Raw genomic sequence first — 18,970 nt, forward strand, 5'->3', positions numbered from 1 at the left:
CGGAGGACCTTGCGGTGCCAGGTTGCGCCGCCACTGTTCCTCCACAGGTCGGGGGTCTGGGGTGGTTATCCACGGGTCGTGAATGTGGTCTGATCTGGGGTTTAAATGTCGGTGGCCCTGGGTTGAATGGGGGTATGGCATCACTGGTGGAGGAGTTGGAGAGCATCGATCGGTTGTTGGCCGATGCGATGGGTTCCTCCGGTGCGGGTGGCGGTGCAGATGGCGGGGTACGCTTCGCGAACGACACCGAACTGTTGGATGTGATGCAGGTGTTGGGGCGTGTGCAGCGACGCCTGGATGGTGCGATCGTCGCGGTGACAGACCAGGTCGTGGAGCGGGATCACGTGGAGCGTGATGCACGTTTCTCGACCAGGGCGGGATGCCGTGATGCGGCAGAAGTGCTGCGACGCACGCTGCTCGTTGATGGGCCTGCCGCACGCCGCTATGTGACCGCGGCCGGGGCGGTGCGTCGGGAGCAGGACATCACCTCGGGGGCGTTGTTGCCGGGGAAGTTCCCTGAGTTGACTGCGGCTCTGGCGGACGGATTCTTGTCTGTGGGCGGGTTCTCGGCGTGCACGGTCCCGTTGCAGAAAGCGACCCGGATCGGGGTTGCAGATCGCCTGGCGGCGGATGCGGTGCTGGCACGCTTCGCGTCAGGGCTGCCGTTGGACGGCACGGATCCGGGAGACGGTGAGCGTGGGCCGTTGCCGACGACGGATGAACTCGCCGCCCTGGTCGCGCATATCGTGGCCCGGTTGGATCCGGATGGCGCCGAGCCATCGGATCGGGCCGGGAAGCGCCGCCGGCATTTCACGATCGGGAAACTCCGCGACGGGTCCGTGCCGGTGCGGGGAGAGCTGCTGCCGGAAGTCGCGGCACAGTTGCAGAAACTCATCGATAGCCTGATGAACCCGAAAGCCGAAGACAAAGCAAGTGCCGGGAGCGGCACGGTGCGGTTCCGGCCGTCCGACGACGACGGTGACGGGGACCGCGGCGACGGTGAGGGTCTCAGTGACGCGGACTTGGATGCGAAGTACGCCTCCAGCAGCAGCACCGAGTACGGGGCGAGGGAGCATTCGGATCGTGCGGACGGGCTCGAACCCCACAAAGCGAAAGCCCCGCCCGCAGGCGGGGCGGATCTGCGCACGCACGCCCAGAAACGCCACGACGCGTTCGCGACCGTACTGATGGTCGCCGCCGCATCCGGAGGCATGCCCACCCTCGGTGGGGCTGCACCGACGCTGGTCGTCTCCATCACCGCAGAAGACTTCGCCCACCGCACCGGACGGGCCAAAGTCGAAGGCGCCGGATACGACGTCCCGCTCGGCTCCGCCGACCACGCCGGGTGCGCGGGCGGGATCCAACGTGTCCTGTTCGATGACAAGGGTGCGATCGTCGGAATCAGCACCAGCGCACGCCTGTTCAACGCGACCCAACGACGGGCGATCGTGCTCCGCGACCGCGAATGCCTCATCCCCGGCTGCCACATCCCCGCCGAATGGTGCGAGATCCACCACGTCCAAGAACACGCCCACGGCGGCCCCACCCACACCAGCAACGGCGTGCCCCTGTGCTGGCACCACCACCGCACCCTCGACGACGGCATCTGGAGGATCCGAATGCGTGACGGACTCCCTGAAATCCGCGGCCCTGGTTGGTGGGACCCCTACGCCAAATGGCGATCCCCACACCTCGACTACACCGTCGTCGACAACGCCCTCAACCACGAACGAGAACGCGAACGAGAACCCGCATGGAACACCTGGTGATCGCCGACTGTTGGTCCTGTCATGCTGCAGCCGACTGATATCGATGTCGTCGTGTTCGACGTGCTGGGGACTCTCGTCGATGAGCCGACGGGGTTGCGAACAGCGATTCACGAGGCGATTCCCGACGCCGACGCCCGGCACGCGCAGGCTCTGGCAGAGAGTTGGCAGGGCTTCGTCGCCGATCAGCAGGCCGAGATCGCCGAAGGACGCCGCGCGTACGTCGACTCCGAAGTACTCGATGCAGAAGCTGCTCACCATGTTCTCGACGACGCAGCAGCGCTGGGTCTTCCTGCGGCATCTGGCGTTGCGACAACATCCGGCACCTCGGCAAACCCAGCGGCGACGCACGCAGCGGGCGCACCCTCCGAGGCCGTTGCGCACCTTGCGACCGCGAGCAGGTGCCTCCCAGCGTGGCCGGATTCCGTCGCCGGACTCGAGCGCATCGCCGCACTACGGCCGGTGCTCGCACTATCCAACGCCGCGCCGACGACGCTCCTCCACCTCGCCGCGCGTACCGGCCTGCGTTGGCACCACGCCGTCACCGCCCACGACGTCGCCGCCTACAAACCAGCACCGGCGCTCTATCAGCGCGCTGTGCAGGTCGCCGACCGCCCACCCGAGAGGATCCTCATGGTCGCCGCACACGCATGTGATCTGCGCGCCGCGCAGGATGCCGGCATGCGCACCTGCTACGTCGACCGGCCGGTAGGTGACCCACCCACAGCATCCGATCACTTCGATGCGGCCGTCGCCGGACTGGACGAGCTCGTCGCCGGCCTCCGGTAATGTTCCCCATGAACACACACGTGCTCCGGGGTCGGTGAAATTCCGAACCGGCGGTCATAGTCCGCGACCCGCAGCTCTTCGGAGCTTCGGTTGAACCGGTGGAATTCCGGTACCGACAGTCACAGTCTGGATGGGAGAAGCACAGCGTGAGCCGTGCGCGACAGCGCGCACGGTGGCGCACCGCATCCTCCTCGGCAGCATCAATGCCGAATGGAGAACGATGGACACCCTGCGCTGGCTGGTCGACGCCTTCAACTCGCAATGGGTGCTGCCCGGCGGGCAGAGTCTGCTCATCCGCGAAGTCGTGGGCAACGTGTTCGGCCTGGCGAGCGCCCTCGGTGGCATGCGCCGCAAGATCTGGGCGTGGCCGGTCGGAATCATCGGCAACCTGCTCCTGCTGACGGTGTTCCTCGGATCCATCCTCAACCCCGACCATTCACTCCCGAACCTGCTCGGTCAGGCGGGGCGTCAGATCATGTTCATCGCCGTCGCGATCTACGGCTGGATCCGCTGGCGCCAGGCGAAGGCAGACGGCGGACAGCTGACCCCGCGCTGGGCACCGAACAGCGCGCGCGTCGGCCTCGTACTCGCCCTCATCATCGGCACGATCGCCCTGACTCCCCTGTTCCGCCTGCTCGGATCCTGGGAACCGGTCTGGGCGGATGCCTGGACCTTCGTCGGCTCGCTGCTGGCGACGTACGGCATGGCGAAGGGCTGGACCGAGTTCTGGCTCATCTGGATCGCCGTCGATGTCGTCGGAGTGCCGCTGCTGTTCAGTTCCGGCTACTACGCCACCGGCTTCATGTACGTCTTCTACGGCATCTTCACCGCCGTCGGCTTCGTCGTCTGGTGGCGCGCGCACGCGAACGCGAAACCGAAGATCGACACCATCATGCCGGATCCACGGGTGGTGAAGACCGACGAGAATGGAGAGTGATGTTCGACAGCCCGCTCTCCGCCTCGGCCTACGAGGTGCTCGGCGTCGACCCCACCGCCACTGAGGACGAGCTGCGGCGCGCGTTCCGGCTGAGGCTGCGTCAGACGCATCCGGATGCCGGCGGCGACGCCGCTGCATTCATCCAGGTGCAACGGGCATGGGAACTCATCGGCACAGCCGAAGCACGCGCCACCTACGACAGGGGCCACGGTTTCTCAGACGAGGACGTGAGCTGGAACGGATGGCAGGCGCCGCCCGCGCGCACCGACACCCGCCCGAAAGCGCGCTCCTACGGGCACCCCGGAGGGTGGCGTCGCGAGCGCTATCTGTCGCTGATCCGTGAGTGGGCAGGCCACGGGGTCGAGGTCCCCGATCCCTATGACCCCGCGCTGGTGCGATCAGCACCCCACGAGCTGCGCCGCATGCTCGCCGACGCCCTCGCCGAAGAGGAGACGGCGCGCACCGTCTCCGACCTCGGCATGGGCTTCACCGTCTGGCACGATGTCGCCACCGGCCCGGATGCTGACGAGAAGCTCGACCATGTCATCCTCAGCCCGTCCGGCCTCTACGGCGTGCTGTCCGAGGACTTCGGCGAGATCGTCCGCTTCCGTCGCGGCGAGATCATCGGCACAGGCGTCGACGGGTCACCCATCGCCGCGCTCCTCGCCCGCATGCGCGTCGTCGCCCGCGCGGCCCGCGTGCGCTTCGGCGGTGCCATCGTCGTGCTGCCCGACGACGACCTCGACCAGGCGATCACCGCGCTCGGCAAGGTGCGCGGCGTTCCGGTGGTCGTCGTGCGCCGCAGCGCCCTGCGCACCGTGCTGCGGCAGGGCGTGCCCGGCGCGCGCGACATCGGCGGCAATGAGCTGTTCGATGTGCGCACGCGCCTGCAGCAGACCGTGCGATTCGTGTGAGGCCGTCGGTTTCCTTACCGAACATCCCGGCCCTCGAGCACCCCGGCGCTCGAATCAGCCGCAAGGAGGACGCGCAGTCCATCGACGCGGCGTAGCGTGAACGGCATGCTGGTCACCGAAGAACTCCACCTGCTGCTGATCCGTCCTGACGGACGTGGCGAGATCGCCGCGTCGACCTATCGCGCTTATGGCGAGGTCGCCGCCGTGATCGTCGATCTCGTTCTGCACGGTCGCGTCACGGTCACCACGGAGAAGCACCCACTCGTCCACGTCATCTCCTCGGCCTCGACGGGCCACCCGGTGCTGGATGCCGCCCTGCAGCAGCTTGCACCGTTGAGCGGGCAGCGACTGTCATCGCTGGTGTCGAAGAGCGCTCTGGATCCTCGCGATCACGTAGTCGATTCCCTGATCGCTCAGGGCATCCTGCTGCGCGGCGAGCGCGGTTTCTTCGGCATGGGCGCTTTGCGAACCCCCGAAGCGGACGCCACGCCCGAGACGGTTCTGCGCCGCCGGCTAGCGGAGGTGCTGTCCGGTGCGGGCGCACCGTCTCAGGCCGACCTCACGATCCTCGCGATCCTCCAATCGATGCAGGCTGCGCACTCCCTGTTGCGCGAAGAATCCGCGGGGATGTCCGCCCGACAACTGAAGAAGCGCATCGAGCAGCTCAGCGTGCACTCCGGCGCCGGAGATGCCGCCGGAGATGCCGTCGCCGCCGCCGTCAACGCCGTCATCGCCGCCGCGATGACGGCGACGATGATCCCGGTGATGGTGGCGGCGACGATGACGAGTTGACTCTCCGTCGTCACGAAGCACGCGTCAGCAGAAGGAGCTGACCGCCTCCCACGCGGATGCGACCTCGGCCTGGCCTTCCCGCGTCACCGCGGCTTCGATCAGGCCATACGAGCGATCGGACGCGAAGAACACCTCGTTGGGGTTCTCGAGACCGTAAGGCTCGAGATCGACGACGAAGTGATGCTTGTTGGGCATCGAGAAGCGGATCTCCGCGATCTTTGGGTGCGCTTCGAGCACAGCACGACCCATGTCGAACAACGTCGCCTGCAGCGCGGCCGAGTAGCGCCGCGTGAACTCCTCGAGCAGGATGCGCTTCACATCCGCATAGATCTCGTTGAAGTCCAGGTCTCTGGACCCGGCATCCGGTGCATACCGCCACCGCGCAGAGACGTCGGTCGCGAGAATGCGGTCCGTGGTCTCCTTCAACGACGTGTACCGGTCCTTCGGGTAGCCGACGAATCCGGACTGCGTCGTCTTGAGCACCGTCAGCCCCTTCAGACCGGCGATGATGTGACGCGTCGACCCCTCTGCGACGACGACGGCCGTGCGCGTCTCCTGCCCCGACCGGACGAACGAGTGGTCGTGCCCCTCACCATCGACCTGGATCCGATCCCAGGCATAGCTCTCAGCGAGCCATCGCCCGCCCTCGACCCAGTCGAACTCGCTGGTGAAGTGGTCTGAGAGGCGCAGCAGGAAGGCCTCGGGCGAGCCGATCCCTTCGCGGGCGAAGCAGAAGACGGTGTTCTTCTGAGTGTCGGTCGCGACGACATGGCCGTTGTCGCCATCGAGGTGCGCGGCCTGGAAGTCGCCACGCAGCTGCGAGGTGACGTTGAGGTCTTCGATCGAGTGGCGGTCGCCGTCTCTGGTGACCTTGACGACGCGAACCTCGGCCTTGCCGTACTGGTTCGGGCCGAGGACGATGCCGTCGCTGGGCGTCTCGGTGTCGGTCTCGGTGCGGGTCATGATGTCGGTCATCGTTCTAACTTCCTCGGTAGGTCGAATATGCGAAGGGGCTCAGCAGCAGCGGCACGTGGTAGTGACGATGCTCGTCATCGACGACGAACGTGAGCACGACTTCGGGATAGAAGGTGGGGGTATCGGTGCGTGCGAAATACCCGCCGGTGTCGAAATGGAGTCGGTAGGTACCGACGGGCAACGCCTCGGGCCCGAGCTGCTTCGCCCTGCCATCGGCATCAGTGACCCCTTCGGCGAGCAGCATCCACTCGCCGTCCTTGAGGGCGGACAGCACGACGGCGATACCTGGAGCCGGCAGACCCTGCACGGCATCGAGCACGTGGGTGGTGATGTGCGACACAGCAGTCATGCGGTGATCGTTCCTCTCAGTCGGAGCAGTGCGATCTCTCGCAGCTGCCCGGCGATGATCCGCTCTTCCGAGTCGGAGTCGTGCTGCAACCGTTCTCGCAGGCTCGACAGGATCTCCGTCGCCGAGCGCCCGGCCGCACGGATCAGGAAGACCCGGCCGAAGCGCTCCTCGTACGCGAGGTTGCCCTCGCGGAGAGCCTGCTGCACTTGTTCGTCGGACGGGTCGACCCCGGCCTGCTCCGACCGCGAAAGCGTCGCCTCTCTGCTGTCTCCTCCTGCTCGCTCGCCGATCCGAGGATGGTGGGCGAGGGCAGAGTCGATCTCCTGGGTCGTGAACGGATCGGCGGCCTGAGCCGCCTCCGCCACGAGGGAGTCGATCGACTCGAAGGGGCGCCGATCGACGATGTCTTCACACCATCGCGTCACATCGATGCACGGTCTGAGCGCGGCGACAGCGTCGCGTTGCTCCGCCAGATTGAATTCCTCAAGCAACATCGCTTGATCTCTTTCTCTTGCGTGCTGGCATCCACGGTGTAAGGAATACGGGAGGGATTCTCTCGTATCGTGGAACTGTTATTTCAGCATACGACAATCATAGAACTGGAGGCAGGGGCTTGCAAGCCCTGCGCCCCAGTTCAGCGGTCATTTCAGCAGAGCGTCTCTGAGGCGGGCGACGTGGCCCTCCGCGTTGACGTTGTACTCCACTGACGAGATGACGCCGTCGGCATCGACGACCGCCGTGGTGCGGATCAGCCCGTCGAACGTGCGACCGTTCACGGTCTTCTGCCCCCACGCGCCCCACTCCTTGGCGACGGCGGAATCCTCGTCTGAGAGCAGCGGGAAACTCAACTGCTCGGCATCAGCGAACTCCGCGAGCTTCGACACCGGATCGGGCGAGATCCCGAGCACGGTGTAGCCGGCGCCCTGGAACGATCCGAGGTTGTCGCGGAAGTCACAGGCCTCGGTGGTGCATCCGGGCGTGAACGCCGCCGGGTAGAAGTAGACGATGACGGGCGTGCCGCGCAGCTCGGACAGAGTGCGCTGCTGTCCGGATGCATCGGTGAGCGTGAAGTCCGGCGCGGCCTGGCCGACCTCGAGCTCTTCAGATGAGTTGATCATGCGGTTTCTCCATTCTCGATAGATTCAGCGTTCCCAGCTTGAGCAGTGACTCCACGACGCAGCAACCGCCCGCGGGGAGCGTCGCCCTCGACCGGCGCCCCGGCGAGGTAGGTCGTCCGCACGACTCCCGTGAGCTCCTGCCCGTCATAGGGAGTGATCGGATGCCGATGCGAGAGCCGCTTCGCATCCACGACGAACGTGTCCTCAGGCGCGAAGACCGCGAAGTCGGCCGCACCGCCCTCGACGATTCGCCCCTTGTCCGTGAGCCCCACCCTGGCAGCCGGCTTCTCGGACATGAGTGAGACCACGTGCTCGAGGGAGAGGCCGCGCGTGCGCGCGTGGGTCCACACGAGCGAGAGCCCCAGCTGGAGAGAGGCGATGCCTCCCCAGGCCAGCGAGAAGTCGCCGTCCCCGGCGAACTTCATCTCGGGGGTGGACGGCGAGTGATCCGAGACGATGTAGTCGATCGTTCCCTCGGCGAGCCCGCGCCAGAGCTCTTCGCGATTGTCTTCCTCCCGAATGGGAGGGCAGCACTTGAACGCCGTGCTCCCCTCTGGGATGTCCTCGGCGGCGAGCGTCAGGTAGTGCGGGCAGGTCTCCACCGTCAGATCCACGCCGTCGGCGCGAGCCGCGGCGATGCGGCCGAGGGAGTCGCCGTTGGACAGGTGAAGAATGTGCGCGCGGACGCCGGTGTCTGCAGCGCCCTGGATCACCTCGGCGATCGCCGCATCCTCGGCGGAGCGCGGACGCGAGGCGAGGAACGGTGCATACTCGCGGCTGCCCGGCTGCACTGATTCCTCGATGATGTGGGCGTCTTCGGCGTGCACGACGAGCAGTGAGTCGAGCCCCGCCAGCACCGCCATCGCCTCGCGCATCTCCGCGACGGACACGTCGGGGAACTCCTCCACGCCGGAAGGGAGCAGGAAGCACTTGAATCCGTACACGCCCTCGTCGTGCAGCGGGACGAGCTCGGCCATGTTGCCGGGGATCACTCCTCCCCAGAATCCGACATCGACGAAGACCCGGCCCTCCGCGACGGCCCGTTTCTCGTCGAGCGCTGCGACCGAGACGGTGGGAGGGATGCTGTTGAGCGGCATGTCCACGATCGTCGTGACGCCGCCGGCCGCCGCAGCCCTGGTGGCGGATTCGAAGCCCTCCCACTCGGTGCGGCCCGGCTCGTTGACGTGCACGTGCGTGTCGACCAGGCCGGGTAGCAGCACCTCGTCGGCCGCGAGCTCGATGACTTGATCGGCGGCAAGGCCGGTTCCGGTAGCGGCGATGCGAGCGATCCGTCCGCTGCGGACGCCGATCTCGGCTGGCTCGAAGGCGCCGTCGATCAGGGCGCGTCCGCGGAGGACGAGGTCGTAGCGCTCCGCGCGCTCAGCCGAGCTGGGGCCGGTGGCCTCGATGATTTCCCGCACCAACTGCTCGGCGAGCTCTTCGAGCAACGGTCCCGCCTCGGCCATGCTGCGCTCAGCGTCGGGTTCCAGCTCGGACAGCGCGCGAGCGCCGGCGAACCCGGCATCCGCGATCGCATCCGCGGACAGCGTCGTCCGCCCGCACACCGCATACACCGGCAGACCGGCAGCACTCGCCGCCCGCGCGACTCCCACCGGAGTCTTGCCCATCAGGCTCTGCTCGTCGAGGCTGCCCTCGCCGGTGATCACGGCATCCGCGCCCCGGAGTCGAGCAGCGAGTCCGGTCACTTCGAGCACGACGTCGACGCCCGCGCGCCTGGTCGCACCGAGCGCGATGGCGGCGAAGCCCACGCCACCGGCGGCGCCGGCACCTGCCCGCGATGCCGCCTCCGCGGCCGGGACGGAGAGCGCGCCCGCAGCATCGAGCACCTCCACGAGGCGCGTGAGACCCACTTCCAGCGTCGCGATGTCCTCGACGCTCGCCCCCTTCTGCGGCCCGAACACCTCTGCAGCACCGGTGGGTCCGGTGAGCGGATTGTCCACGTCACTCGCCAGAATGATCTCGGTATCGGTCAGTCGCGCGTCCAGCGCGCTGAGATCCACCGAGGCGAGGCGCACCAGGGCGGCTCCGCCGGGCGGCAGCTCTTCGCCCGCCTCATCCAGGAATCGCACGCCGAGACCCTGCAGAAGACCGGCACCACCATCGGTGGAGGCGCTGCCTCCGATTCCGAGCACTATGCGCCGGCATCCGGCATCCAGAGCCGCCCGCACCAGCTGTCCGGTGCCCAGACTCGTCGCACTGAGCGCGTCCTTCCGCCCTCCAGGCAGCAGGTCGAGGCCCGAGGCACGCGCCATCTCGACCACCGCTTGTTCACCGCGCACCGCGAATTCCGCCGAGATCTCCCCGCCGGTGGGCCCGGCGACGAGCGCGGTACGCGAAGAGAAGCCTGCGGCGAGCACAGCATCCAGCGTCCCCTCGCCGCCATCGGCGACGGGGACGGTCACGACCTCGATCGTCGGGTCGGCGCGTCGCGCTCCCGAGGCGACCCTTTCGGCCACCTCGGGAGCCGTCAGCGACCCTTTGAACTTGTCGGGGGCGATGACCAGACGCATCTCAGACCTTCGCGAGCGAGAGGATCGCGGTCGGAGCATCCTCGGGCGTCACGGCGAGCTCGCCGAACTCGTTCACGTTGTCGAGTTCGGTGCCCATCGGGATGTTCGTCACACGCTCGAGGATCGCTTCGACCACGACGGGAACCTGGTACTGATCGATGAGCGACTGCGCCTCGGCGAACGCCGCGGCGAGATCCTCGGGGCGCTCGACGCGGATCGCCCGGCATCCCAGCCCCTCTGCGACCTTGACATGGTCCACACCATAGCCGTTCGCGGTGCTGCCTTCCACGTGGGGAGAGTTGATGTTCTCGAACGCCAGCGAAACCTCGAAGTCCATCTCGAAGCCCCGCTGCGCCTGACGGATCAGACCCAGGTAGCTGTTGTTGACCACGACGTGGATGTAGGGCAGCTTGTGCTGCGCGCCAACGGCGAGCTCCTCGATCATGAACTGGAAGTCGTAGTCACCGGTCAGCGCGACGACGGTCTCCCCCGGCTTGCCGCGAACGACGCCGAGCGCCGCCGGCCCCGTCCAGCCGAGGGGCCCGGCCTGCGCCGCGTTGATCCACTTGCGCGGACCGAAGACGTGCAGCAGCTGCGCGCCGGCGATCTGCGAGAGGCCGATCGTCGTGACGTAGGTGGTGTCCTTGCCGAAGGCGAGGTTCATCTCCTCATACACGCGCTGCGGTTTCATCGGCACGTCGTCGTAGTGCGTCTTGCGCTGCAGCGTGGCTTTGCGCTCGCGGCTCTCGTCGGCCCACGCGGAGTAGTCCGGCAGAGTGCCGGACATGCTGCGCTCCCGCGCCACCTCGAGGAACGCATCGAGGGCGGCACCGGCATCCGACACGATCCCGAAGTCCGGCGCGAACACGCGACCGATCTGCGTCGGCTCGATGTCGACGTGCACGAATGTGCGGCCCTCGGTGTACTTGTCGACGCTGCCGGTGTGGCGGTTCGCCCACCGGTTGCCGATGCCGATCACGAAGTCCGATGCCAGCAGCGTCGCGTTGCCGTAGCGATGCGAGGTCTGCAGGCCCGCCATTCCGGCGTTCAACTCGTGATCGTCGGGAATGGTTCCCCAGCCCATCAGGGTCGGGATGACCGGGATGCCGAGCACCTCGGCGAACTCGACGAGCTGAGCCGAGGCACCGGCGTTGATGATGCCGCCGCCTGCGACGATGACGGGATACGCGCTCGCGGTCAGCATGTCGATCGCCTTCTCGGCCTGGCGGCGCGACGCGGCAGGCTTTGCAATCGGCAACGGCTCGTAGGCGTCGATGTCGAACTCGATCTCGGTCTGCTGCACGTCGATGGGCAGATCGATGAGCACCGGCCCCGGCCGGCCCTCGCGCATCAGCTGGAACGCCTTCTGGAAGGCACCGGGAACCTGCGCGCCCTCCATCACGGTCATCGCCATCTTCGTCAGCGGCTTCGCGATGCTCTCGATGTCGACCGCCTGGAAGTCCTCCTTGTGCAGCTTGGCGACCGGCGCCTGGCCGGTGATGCAGAGGATCGGAAGCGAATCGGCCCAGGCCGCGTACAGCCCCGTGATCATGTCGGTGCCGGCGGGGCCGGACGTACCGATGCAGACGCCGATGTTGCCGTCGGCGGCGCGAGTGTAGCCGTCGGCCATGTGGGCTGCGCCCTCGACGTGGCGGGCGAGGGTGTGCCGAATGCCGCCGTTGGCGCGCATCGCGGAGTAGAACGGGTTGATGGCAGCCCCTGGCAGGCCGAACGCCTCGATGGCGCCCTCCTTCACCAGGATGGCCACGGCGGCATCTGCCGCACGCATGCGAGTCATTTCAATCTCCAGAGTTTCTGTCGGACGTCAGGCGCGACCGGCGAAGGCCGCGGTCAGCTTGAACAGCCCGGAGTGGTCGAGGCCGGCGTCGCCCTGCTGCACGGCGGAGCCGACGAGCTGGGCCACGTGGGCGCCGAGCGGAATGGTGATGCCGGCCTGTCGTGCGGCGGCGGTGATGATGCCCATGTCCTTGTTGTGGAGGGCGAGGCGGAAGCCGGGTGCGAAGTCGCGATCGAGCATCTTCTGCCCCTTCTGGTCGAGCACCTTGGAGCCCGCGAGGCCCCCTCCGAGCACCTTGAGCGCAGCATCCGTGTCGACGCCGAAGGCCTCGAGGAAGATGATCGCCTCGGCGAGCGCCTGGATGTTCACGGCGACGATCAGCTGGTTCGCCGCCTTCACCGTCTGTCCGGCACCGGCGGGACCGACGTGCACGATGGTCTTGCCCACCGACTGGAGGACCTCGAGCGCGGAGGCGAAGTCTTCGTCAGTTCCGCCGACCATGATCGACAGCACGGCGTCGATCGCGCCCTGCTCGCCACCCGAGACGGGGGCGTCGACCGCGCGGAGGCCGGCGGCGGTCGCCTCGTCGGCGAGCTCCTTGGCGACATCGGGACGGATGCTGGACGCATCGATCCACAGTGCGCCCTTCTTGGCGTTGGCGAAGATGCCCTCTTCGCCACGGACGGCGGCTGCGACATCCGGGGAGTCCGGCACCATCGTGATGATGACGTCGGCGTCCTTCACCGCGGCGGGGATGCCGTTCGCGCCCTGGCCGCCTGCGGCGACGAGCTCGTCGATGCGGTCCTGACTGAGGTTGTAACCGGTGACGGTGTGACCGGCGGCGAGGAGGTTCTTGGCCATGGGGAGGCCCATGATGCCGAGGCCGATGACTGCGATGTTGCTCATGATTGTTCCTTCGGTACGTCTGCGATGTGTCTGCGGCGTCGATGCCGCGGAGTTGAGGGTCGTGTTCAGCGCGCTGCGGCGACGGCTTCGGCCGCCCACGCGAATGCGGTCTCGATCGGCGCCTTGTATTCGAGGCCGATGTAACCGGAGTAGCCGAGCTCTTGGCTCCGCGCGATCCAGGCGTCGATGGGAAGCGATCCTGTTCCTGGTGCACCGCGCCCGGGCGCATCTGCGATCTGGATGTGGCCGAACGACGCGGCGTGCTCTTCGATGACCTGCGGCACATCGTCGCCGTTGACGGCGAGGTGATAGAAGTCGGCGAGCAGGGCGAGGTTGCGTGTTCCTGTCGAGGTGCGCACGTGGTCGATCACGTCGAGCGCCTGGACGGCCGTACGCAGCGGGTAGCGCTCCGCGCCACTGACCGGCTCGACCAGCACGGTTCCGCCGATGGCCGCGACGGCCTCGGCTGCGGCGGCGAGGTTCTCGATCGCGACAGCATCCTGCGCGGCGGGGTCGACGCCGTCGATGCGGTTGCCGTACAGGGCGTTGAAGCCCTTGGTCCCCAGCTCGCGACCGATGCCGACGACGACTGCGAGGTTGTCACGGAACTCCTTGCCACGGGCGGGCCACGAGACCAGGCCGCGATCTCCGTTAGGCATGTCGCCGGCGTTGAAGTTCAGACCCGTCAGCTGCACACCGGCGTCACGGATGGCCGCGATGAATGCGTCGACCTCGTGATCGAGCGGCACGGAAGTGGAGAACGGCCACCAGAACTCGACCGCGTCGAATCCAGCAGCCTTCGCTGCGGCTGGGCGCTCGAGCAGCGGCAGCTCGGTGAGCAGGATCGAGCAGTTCACCGTGTACGTCATTTCGACTCCCTCGTCAGTCAGATCAGTTTCCACATTATGGAAGATAACTTCTGCTAGATGAAAGTCTAGGATGCCGCAGGTGAGGTGTCAACGGTGGGATCCGTCAAGCGGGGGTGGTTGAGCGCGGGTGGCGCGCGGCGATTGCATTGCCGGAACACTTTCGCGGGTTCATCGCGTCTCGAACCCGCGAAGCCCTTCTGGTACCACCACGGGCGGGATGCAGACGACTCTTCCTGCACGAGGTGAGCAGAGGCGGGGGTTGCTCATATTCTCGGAGAACTCGGTATGCCGCATCGCGCAGCTCCGTCAATATCGACGGATGCGACACCGGGTCAGACTTCCCCGCCGACTGGGCGACAGGTTCTCGGTGCGCACTGCGGAAGCCGTCGGCCTCCGCCCCGGCCGCAGCACTCCCGATCTGCACCGGCCGTTCAGCGGGATCCGCTCGATCGAGGCGCCAACGACGTTCCACGACTTCGTCGCCTGTTACGTGCCACGGCTGAAGCCGGCCCAGCGATTCGGGGGCATGACGGCAGCCCGCGACTGGGGCCTGCCGATGCCGACGAGATGGACGGCGAAGGAACCTCTCGACATCTTCGTACCGTGGTCAGGGGCTCCGCCGAAGACACCGGGGGTTCGCGGTCGGCGCATGCGCGAGGATCGCGCTGAGACCCGCACGCTCCGCGGACACCCTGTCATCGATCCCGTCGCCGCGCTCTTCACCTGCGCTGCGACCCTGACCGTGACGCAGGCGGTCATCGTGCTCGACGCACTGCTGACAACGGCATCCAATTATCCTGATCTTGGGCCGGGGAGGCCGCTCAGCACGCGCTCCGAGATCACCCGTCGGCTTGAGGAATGGGAGAGGTTCCGCGGGCGCGCGACGATTCGCGCGGCGCTGCCGCTGGCTCGCGAACTCGTCGAATCTCCGAAGGAGACCGAGACCCGGCTGCTGCTCATCGACAGCGGACTGCCCGAGCCCGTCGTGCAGCACGAGGTATGGGCCGACGGGCAGTTCCTCGGACGCACCGACCTCGCATATCCGGAGTGGAAGATCGCGTTCGAGTACGAGGGAGACGGCCACCGTACGGACCAGGACCAGTGGCGCAAAGACATCCAGCGACAGCGCTATCTCGAAAGCGCGAGCTGGATCGTCATCCGCCTCACCCAGGCCGACCTCGACAAGCCGGAGATGCTCATCGCCAGCATCCGCCGTGCGATCGCTCTACGCCGAGGATGAGCACGCCATATCCGCTGATTACCAGACGGTTCCGGTCTGGCGACGAGGCGGATGCGAGGGGCGCCGAGAGTCAGCGGACTGCTGGAAGGAAATCACGGGCCATCACGATGCTGAACCCGGGAAATGCTTCCGAGATCCACGCGGTGCGATCCGATACATGCAGCGACCCAGCTCCGACTCAGCTCGCCGCGCGCCGGCTCAGCCCCAGGGGCGCGGATCCGTGCCGCGGGTCAGCATGACCTGGCGGTTGACGTCCTTGTAGAGCAGGTAGCGGAACGGCCCTGGCCCTCCCGCGTAACAGGCCTGCGGGCAGAAGGCGCGCAGCCACATGAAGTCACCGGCCTCGACCTCGACCCAGTCATCGTTGAGCCGGTAGACGGCCTTGCCCTCGAGCACGAAGAGGCCGTGCTCCATGACGTGCGTCTCGGCGAACGGAATCGAACCGCCCGGTTGGAAGGTCACGATGTTGACATGCATGTCGTGCGAGAGATCATCCGGGTCGGCGAAGCGCGTGGTCGCCCATGCGCCATCCGTATCGGGCATCTCGCGCGGCTCGACATCCTGGTCACGAGTGACGAACGACGTCGGCAGCGCGATGCCCTCCACGCGTTCGTATGCCTTGCGGATCCAGTGGAACGACGTCGTCCCCGCACCATCGTTCGACAGCGACCACGCCTCACCGGGAGCCAGGAAGGCGTAGCCGCCCTCGGCGAGAACATGCGCCTGCCCGGCGATCGTCACCGTCAGCTCGCCTGCGGTGACGAAGATCACGCCCTCGACGCCCGCTTCCGGCTCCGGCTTCTCCGCCCCGCCGCCCGGCTGGATCTCGACGATGAGCTGCGAGAACGTCGTCGCGAACCCGGCGATCGGGCGGGCGATGATCCATGAACGCGTCTTCGCGAAGCCCGGCAGATTGCTCGTGACGATGTCGCGGAACACTCCCTTGGGAATGACGGTGTACGCCTCTTTGACGATGGCGCGATCCGTGAGCAGCGTGCTCTGATCCGGCAGTCCGCCGGCCGGCGTGTAGTAGCCCATGATTCTCCTCTGTCTGTTTCCGCGTCAGGCGCGGACGAGCGTGTTGTCGGCGAGCCGGGGGTGCGCGAGCGCGGTGAGCGCGTCGATCCGGACGCCGATGTCTGCAGCCACCTCGTCAGCATCGATAGCCCCGCACTGCACTCCACGAAGCACGAACCACGCGAGTGCGCGCGCAGTCGCGGGTTCATCCATGACGGCACCCTCCTCCTGTGCGAGGTAGGCGCGCAGTCGGGCTGCGGCGTCGGGGTATCCGTCGCGGTAGAACGCGTAGGTGGCCAGATACCGTGTCACGAGCTGGTGCGGGTGAAGGTCCCAGCCCTGGTAGAAGCCGCGCTCGAGCGAGCGCCGCACGAGCCGGGCGTGCAGCGACCAGGCCTCGGCCGCGCGCTCGCCCACCGGCAGGATGTTCGTCGAGCCGTCGGAGAGGCGGATGCCGGTACCCGCGACCGCGAGCTGCATGATCTCCTTCGCGAGATCGGCGGCCGGATGCTCCATCGACTGATACCCGGCGGCGATGCCGAGCGAGGCGCTGTAGTCGTAGGTGCCGTAGTGCAGACCCGAGATGCGGCCGGGGGCGACCAGCGGCAGCTGCGCCAACGGCGAGCGCCCATCGGCACCGAGCACGAGCTGCGGCGTCTCGACCTGCACTTCGAAGCGGATGCGACCGGCATCCAGTCCGTGCGCGCGCTCCAATGCCTCGACGGCGATGACCATCGCCTCCACCTGGGCAGTCGTCGTCACCTTCGGCAGCGTCAGCACGAGGCCGTGCGGCAGGGCTCCGGCATCGAGCAGTCCGCCGATGAAGAGATCGAGGGTGCGAAGGCCGCGAGCCCGGGTCGGCTTCTCGACGCATTTGAAGCGGATGCCGATGAAGGGCGGAGCAGACCCGGTTGCCACGGCATCCGACACCTTCGATGCCGCATCCGCGACATCCGTATCTTCGACGTCACCGCGATCACCGTAGCCGTCTTCGAAATCCAGGCGCAGATCCTCGATCGGCTCCGTGACGAGCTTGCGCGCCACGCGCTCCGCGACAGTGCTGATGAGGCCGGGCTCGATGCCGACCTGCGCGGCGAGGTTCTCCATTCCGCCGTTGGACTCCACCGCAGCGAGTGCCTGCGCTCCCCACTGCGCGGCGAGTTCCGGCGTGAATCGATCCGCGGGAACGTAGACAGTGTGAACGGGCTGACGCGAACCGTTGTCGCCCGGATAGACCGTTTCAAGCAGGTCGTCGGTCTCGGCGAGGTGCTGCTCGATCTTCTCCAGGTCGGAACCGTTGAGGCCGGAGCTCATGCGTCCACCTTCGAGGTTCTGGCATCCGTGAGCAGCTCGTATGCGGGAAGGGTGAGGAAGTCGACGTACTCGTCATCGAGGCAGATCTGCGAGATCAGGCGCGCTGCCGGCTGGTAGAACTGCTCGAAGTCCTCGTCGCCTACCCCGGCGGCCAGCTTCGCGACTTCTTCCGCCAGCAGTCGCTGGACGAGATCCGCCGTGACCTGTTCGCCAGTGTCGGCGAGCGTGGTGCCGTTACGCAGCTGCTGCCAGATCTGCGAACGCGAGATCTCTGCGGTCGCGGCATCCTCCATGAGGTTGTTGATCGCGACGGCACCGTTGCCGGAGAGCCAGACCGCTGTGTAGGTGACGGCCACGGCGAGGTTGGTGCGCAGGCCGACTTCGGTCGCGCTTCCGGATGCCGACGCCACATCGAGCAGCTGATCAGCGGTGACCGACACCTCGGGGCGCTGTCGATCGAGCTGGTTGGGGCGTTCTCCGAGCACCGCGTCGAAGACCTCACGGCAGATCGGGACGAGGTCGGGATGCGCGACCCATGACCCGTCGAAGCCGTCGCCGGCCTCGCGGGTCTTGTCGGCGCGGACCTTGTCGAAGGCGGCCTTGGTCGCTTCCACGTCGTTGCGGTTCGGCACGAACGCGGCCATGCCGCCCATCGCGACGGCACCGCGGCGGTGACAGGTCTTGACGAGCAGCTCGGTGTAGGCGCGCATGAACGGCGCGGTCATCGCGACATCGGCGCGGTCGGGCAGCGCGAACGCCTCGCCCTGGTCGCGGAACACCTTGATCAGGCTGAACAGGTAGTCCCAGCGACCGGCGTTGAGCCCCGAGGCGTGATCGCGCAGCTCGTAGAGGATCTCGTCCATCTCGAAGGCCGCAGGGATCGTCTCGATCAGCACCGTGGCGCGGATCGTCCCCTGGGGGATGCCGAGAGCATCCTGAGCGTGCACGAACACATCGTTCCACAACCGCGCTTCGCGGTGACTCTCGAGTTTCGGCAGGTAGTAGTACGGACCGTGCCCGTTGGCGATCAGCTGACGGGCGGTGTGGAAGAAGTGCAGCCCGAAGTCGACGAGCGACGCACTCGCACGCTCACCGTCGATCAGCACGTGACTTTCGGAGAGATGCCAGCCGCGGGGACGGGCGACCACGGTCGGGCGATGCACGTCCGTCCGCAGGGCATACGGCTTGCCTGCGGGCGATGTGTAGGCGAGCGTGCCGCGGGCGGCGTCGCGAAGGTTCCTGATCCCCTCGACGACGTTCTCCCACGTCGGGCTCGAGGCGTCCTCGAGATCGGCCAGCCACACCTTGGCCTCGGAGTTCAGGGCGTTGATCGCCATCTTCGCGGGCGATGCGGGCCCGGTGATCTCGACGCGACGATCCTGCAGCGCTGCAGGGGCCGCCGCGACCTGCCAATCGGCATCGCGGATGTCGGCCGTTTCCGCCAAGAAGTCGAGCCGTCCGGTGCGGGCGACCTGCTCACGACGCAGCTGTCGCGCGAGAAGCAATTCGCGCCTCCTGGCGTCGAACTCACGGTGCAGGTCTTCCACGAATCGGAGTGCCTCTGCCGTGAGAATCTCCTCCGCAGCGTCGATGCGGGGCTCACGTGTGATCTGGATGGTCATGCGACCCCTTCTGTCATGTGGATAATAACCTCC

Annotated in this window: 17 protein-coding genes and 1 riboswitch; of the genes, 6 read left to right on the forward strand and 11 right to left on the reverse strand. The window is 67.1% G+C overall.

Annotated elements, in window-relative coordinates; genetic code table 11:
* Nucleotides 1-134 precede the first annotated feature (134 nt).
* The 5 genes from QFZ46_RS07815 (at nucleotide 135) to QFZ46_RS07835 (ending at nucleotide 5,198) form a co-directional block, all read left to right on the forward strand.
* Complete coding sequence (locus tag QFZ46_RS07815) at nucleotides 135-1,769, forward strand: HNH endonuclease signature motif containing protein (protein WP_307360105.1); 1,635 nt, start codon at nucleotides 135-137, stop codon at nucleotides 1,767-1,769.
* Nucleotides 1,770-1,790: 21 nt separating this feature from the next.
* Complete coding sequence (locus QFZ46_RS07820) at nucleotides 1,791-2,555, forward strand: HAD-IA family hydrolase (protein WP_307360107.1); 765 nt, start codon at nucleotides 1,791-1,793, stop codon at nucleotides 2,553-2,555.
* 17 nt (nucleotides 2,556-2,572) lie between these two features.
* Nucleotides 2,573-2,701, forward strand: a riboswitch (FMN riboswitch).
* A 74-nt stretch (nucleotides 2,702-2,775) separates the two neighbouring features.
* Nucleotides 2,776-3,492 carry a nicotinamide riboside transporter PnuC gene (gene pnuC, locus QFZ46_RS07825; RefSeq protein ID WP_307364533.1) on the forward strand — a complete coding sequence of 239 codons (717 nt, stop codon included), beginning with the start codon at nucleotides 2,776-2,778 and terminating at the stop codon, nucleotides 3,490-3,492.
* The gene (locus tag QFZ46_RS07830; protein WP_307360109.1) at nucleotides 3,492-4,406 is read left to right on the forward strand and encodes a J domain-containing protein; all 915 of its coding nucleotides are present in this window, start codon (nucleotides 3,492-3,494) and stop codon (nucleotides 4,404-4,406) included. The genes pnuC and QFZ46_RS07830 overlap by 1 nt, the downstream gene beginning before the upstream one ends.
* A 105-nt stretch (nucleotides 4,407-4,511) precedes the next feature.
* Complete coding sequence (locus tag QFZ46_RS07835) at nucleotides 4,512-5,198, forward strand: GOLPH3/VPS74 family protein (RefSeq protein ID WP_307360111.1); 687 nt, start codon at nucleotides 4,512-4,514, stop codon at nucleotides 5,196-5,198.
* Between the two features lie 24 nt (nucleotides 5,199-5,222).
* Here QFZ46_RS07835 and pucL read toward each other — a convergent pair whose 3' ends face one another.
* The 8 genes from pucL to QFZ46_RS07880 all read right to left on the reverse strand — a co-directional run bounded on the left by pucL (nucleotide 5,223) and on the right by QFZ46_RS07880 (nucleotide 13,744).
* On the reverse strand, nucleotides 5,223-6,173 hold the full coding sequence (gene pucL / locus QFZ46_RS07840) for a factor-independent urate hydroxylase (RefSeq protein ID WP_307360114.1): 951 nt from the start codon (nucleotides 6,171-6,173) through the stop codon (nucleotides 5,223-5,225).
* A 4-nt stretch (nucleotides 6,174-6,177) separates the two neighbouring features.
* Nucleotides 6,178-6,522, reverse strand: coding sequence for a hydroxyisourate hydrolase (uraH, locus tag QFZ46_RS07845; protein ID WP_307360117.1), 345 nt, complete (start codon nucleotides 6,520-6,522; stop codon nucleotides 6,178-6,180).
* Nucleotides 6,519-7,016, reverse strand: a complete 498-nt coding sequence (gene uraD, locus QFZ46_RS07850; protein ID WP_307360119.1) for a 2-oxo-4-hydroxy-4-carboxy-5-ureidoimidazoline decarboxylase — start codon at nucleotides 7,014-7,016, stop codon at nucleotides 6,519-6,521. Before uraD ends, uraH begins: the two co-directional genes overlap by 4 nt.
* Nucleotides 7,017-7,163: 147 nt before the next feature.
* The gene (bcp, locus tag QFZ46_RS07855; protein ID WP_307360121.1) at nucleotides 7,164-7,640 is read right to left on the reverse strand and encodes a thioredoxin-dependent thiol peroxidase; all 477 of its coding nucleotides are present in this window, start codon (nucleotides 7,638-7,640) and stop codon (nucleotides 7,164-7,166) included.
* Nucleotides 7,637-10,210 (reverse strand): allantoinase AllB, encoded by a 2,574-nt coding sequence (gene allB, locus QFZ46_RS20005; protein ID WP_373457641.1) that lies wholly within the window; start codon nucleotides 10,208-10,210, stop codon nucleotides 7,637-7,639. The genes bcp and allB overlap by 4 nt, the downstream gene beginning before the upstream one ends.
* Nucleotides 10,173-11,969 (reverse strand): glyoxylate carboligase, encoded by a 1,797-nt coding sequence (gene gcl, locus QFZ46_RS07870; protein ID WP_307360123.1) that lies wholly within the window; start codon nucleotides 11,967-11,969, stop codon nucleotides 10,173-10,175. The genes allB and gcl overlap by 38 nt, the downstream gene beginning before the upstream one ends.
* A gap of 27 nt (nucleotides 11,970-11,996) precedes the next feature.
* Nucleotides 11,997-12,875 (reverse strand): 2-hydroxy-3-oxopropionate reductase, encoded by an 879-nt coding sequence (locus QFZ46_RS07875; RefSeq protein ID WP_307360126.1) that lies wholly within the window; start codon nucleotides 12,873-12,875, stop codon nucleotides 11,997-11,999.
* A 65-nt stretch (nucleotides 12,876-12,940) separates the two neighbouring features.
* Nucleotides 12,941-13,744 (reverse strand): hydroxypyruvate isomerase family protein, encoded by an 804-nt coding sequence (locus tag QFZ46_RS07880; protein ID WP_307360129.1) that lies wholly within the window; start codon nucleotides 13,742-13,744, stop codon nucleotides 12,941-12,943.
* Nucleotides 13,745-14,063: 319 nt separating this feature from the next.
* Here QFZ46_RS07880 and QFZ46_RS07885 point away from each other — a divergent pair, with 319 nt between their 5' ends.
* Nucleotides 14,064-14,984, forward strand: coding sequence for a hypothetical protein (locus tag QFZ46_RS07885; protein WP_307360130.1), 921 nt, complete (start codon nucleotides 14,064-14,066; stop codon nucleotides 14,982-14,984).
* Nucleotides 14,985-15,182: 198 nt separating this feature from the next.
* On the opposite strand, the gene QFZ46_RS07890 is transcribed toward QFZ46_RS07885, so the two are convergent.
* Genes QFZ46_RS07890 through aceB form a run of 3 tightly spaced genes read right to left on the reverse strand, consistent with a single transcriptional unit; the run spans nucleotide 15,183 to nucleotide 18,937 of the window.
* Nucleotides 15,183-16,022 (reverse strand): bifunctional allantoicase/(S)-ureidoglycine aminohydrolase, encoded by an 840-nt coding sequence (locus tag QFZ46_RS07890; protein ID WP_307360131.1) that lies wholly within the window; start codon nucleotides 16,020-16,022, stop codon nucleotides 15,183-15,185.
* Nucleotides 16,023-16,046: 24 nt separating this feature from the next.
* Nucleotides 16,047-17,315: a DUF6986 family protein gene (locus QFZ46_RS07895; protein ID WP_307360135.1), complete on the reverse strand. Its 1,269-nt coding sequence runs from the start codon at nucleotides 17,313-17,315 to the stop codon at nucleotides 16,047-16,049.
* Entirely contained in the window at nucleotides 17,312-18,937 is a 1,626-nt protein-coding gene (gene aceB / locus QFZ46_RS07900) for a malate synthase A (protein WP_307360137.1), read from the reverse strand. Before aceB ends, QFZ46_RS07895 begins: the two co-directional genes overlap by 4 nt.
* Nucleotides 18,938-18,970 lie beyond the last annotated feature (33 nt).

Source organism: Microbacterium murale, assembly GCF_030815955.1.
Taxonomy (GTDB): Bacteria; Actinomycetota; Actinomycetes; order Actinomycetales; family Microbacteriaceae; genus Microbacterium; species Microbacterium murale_A.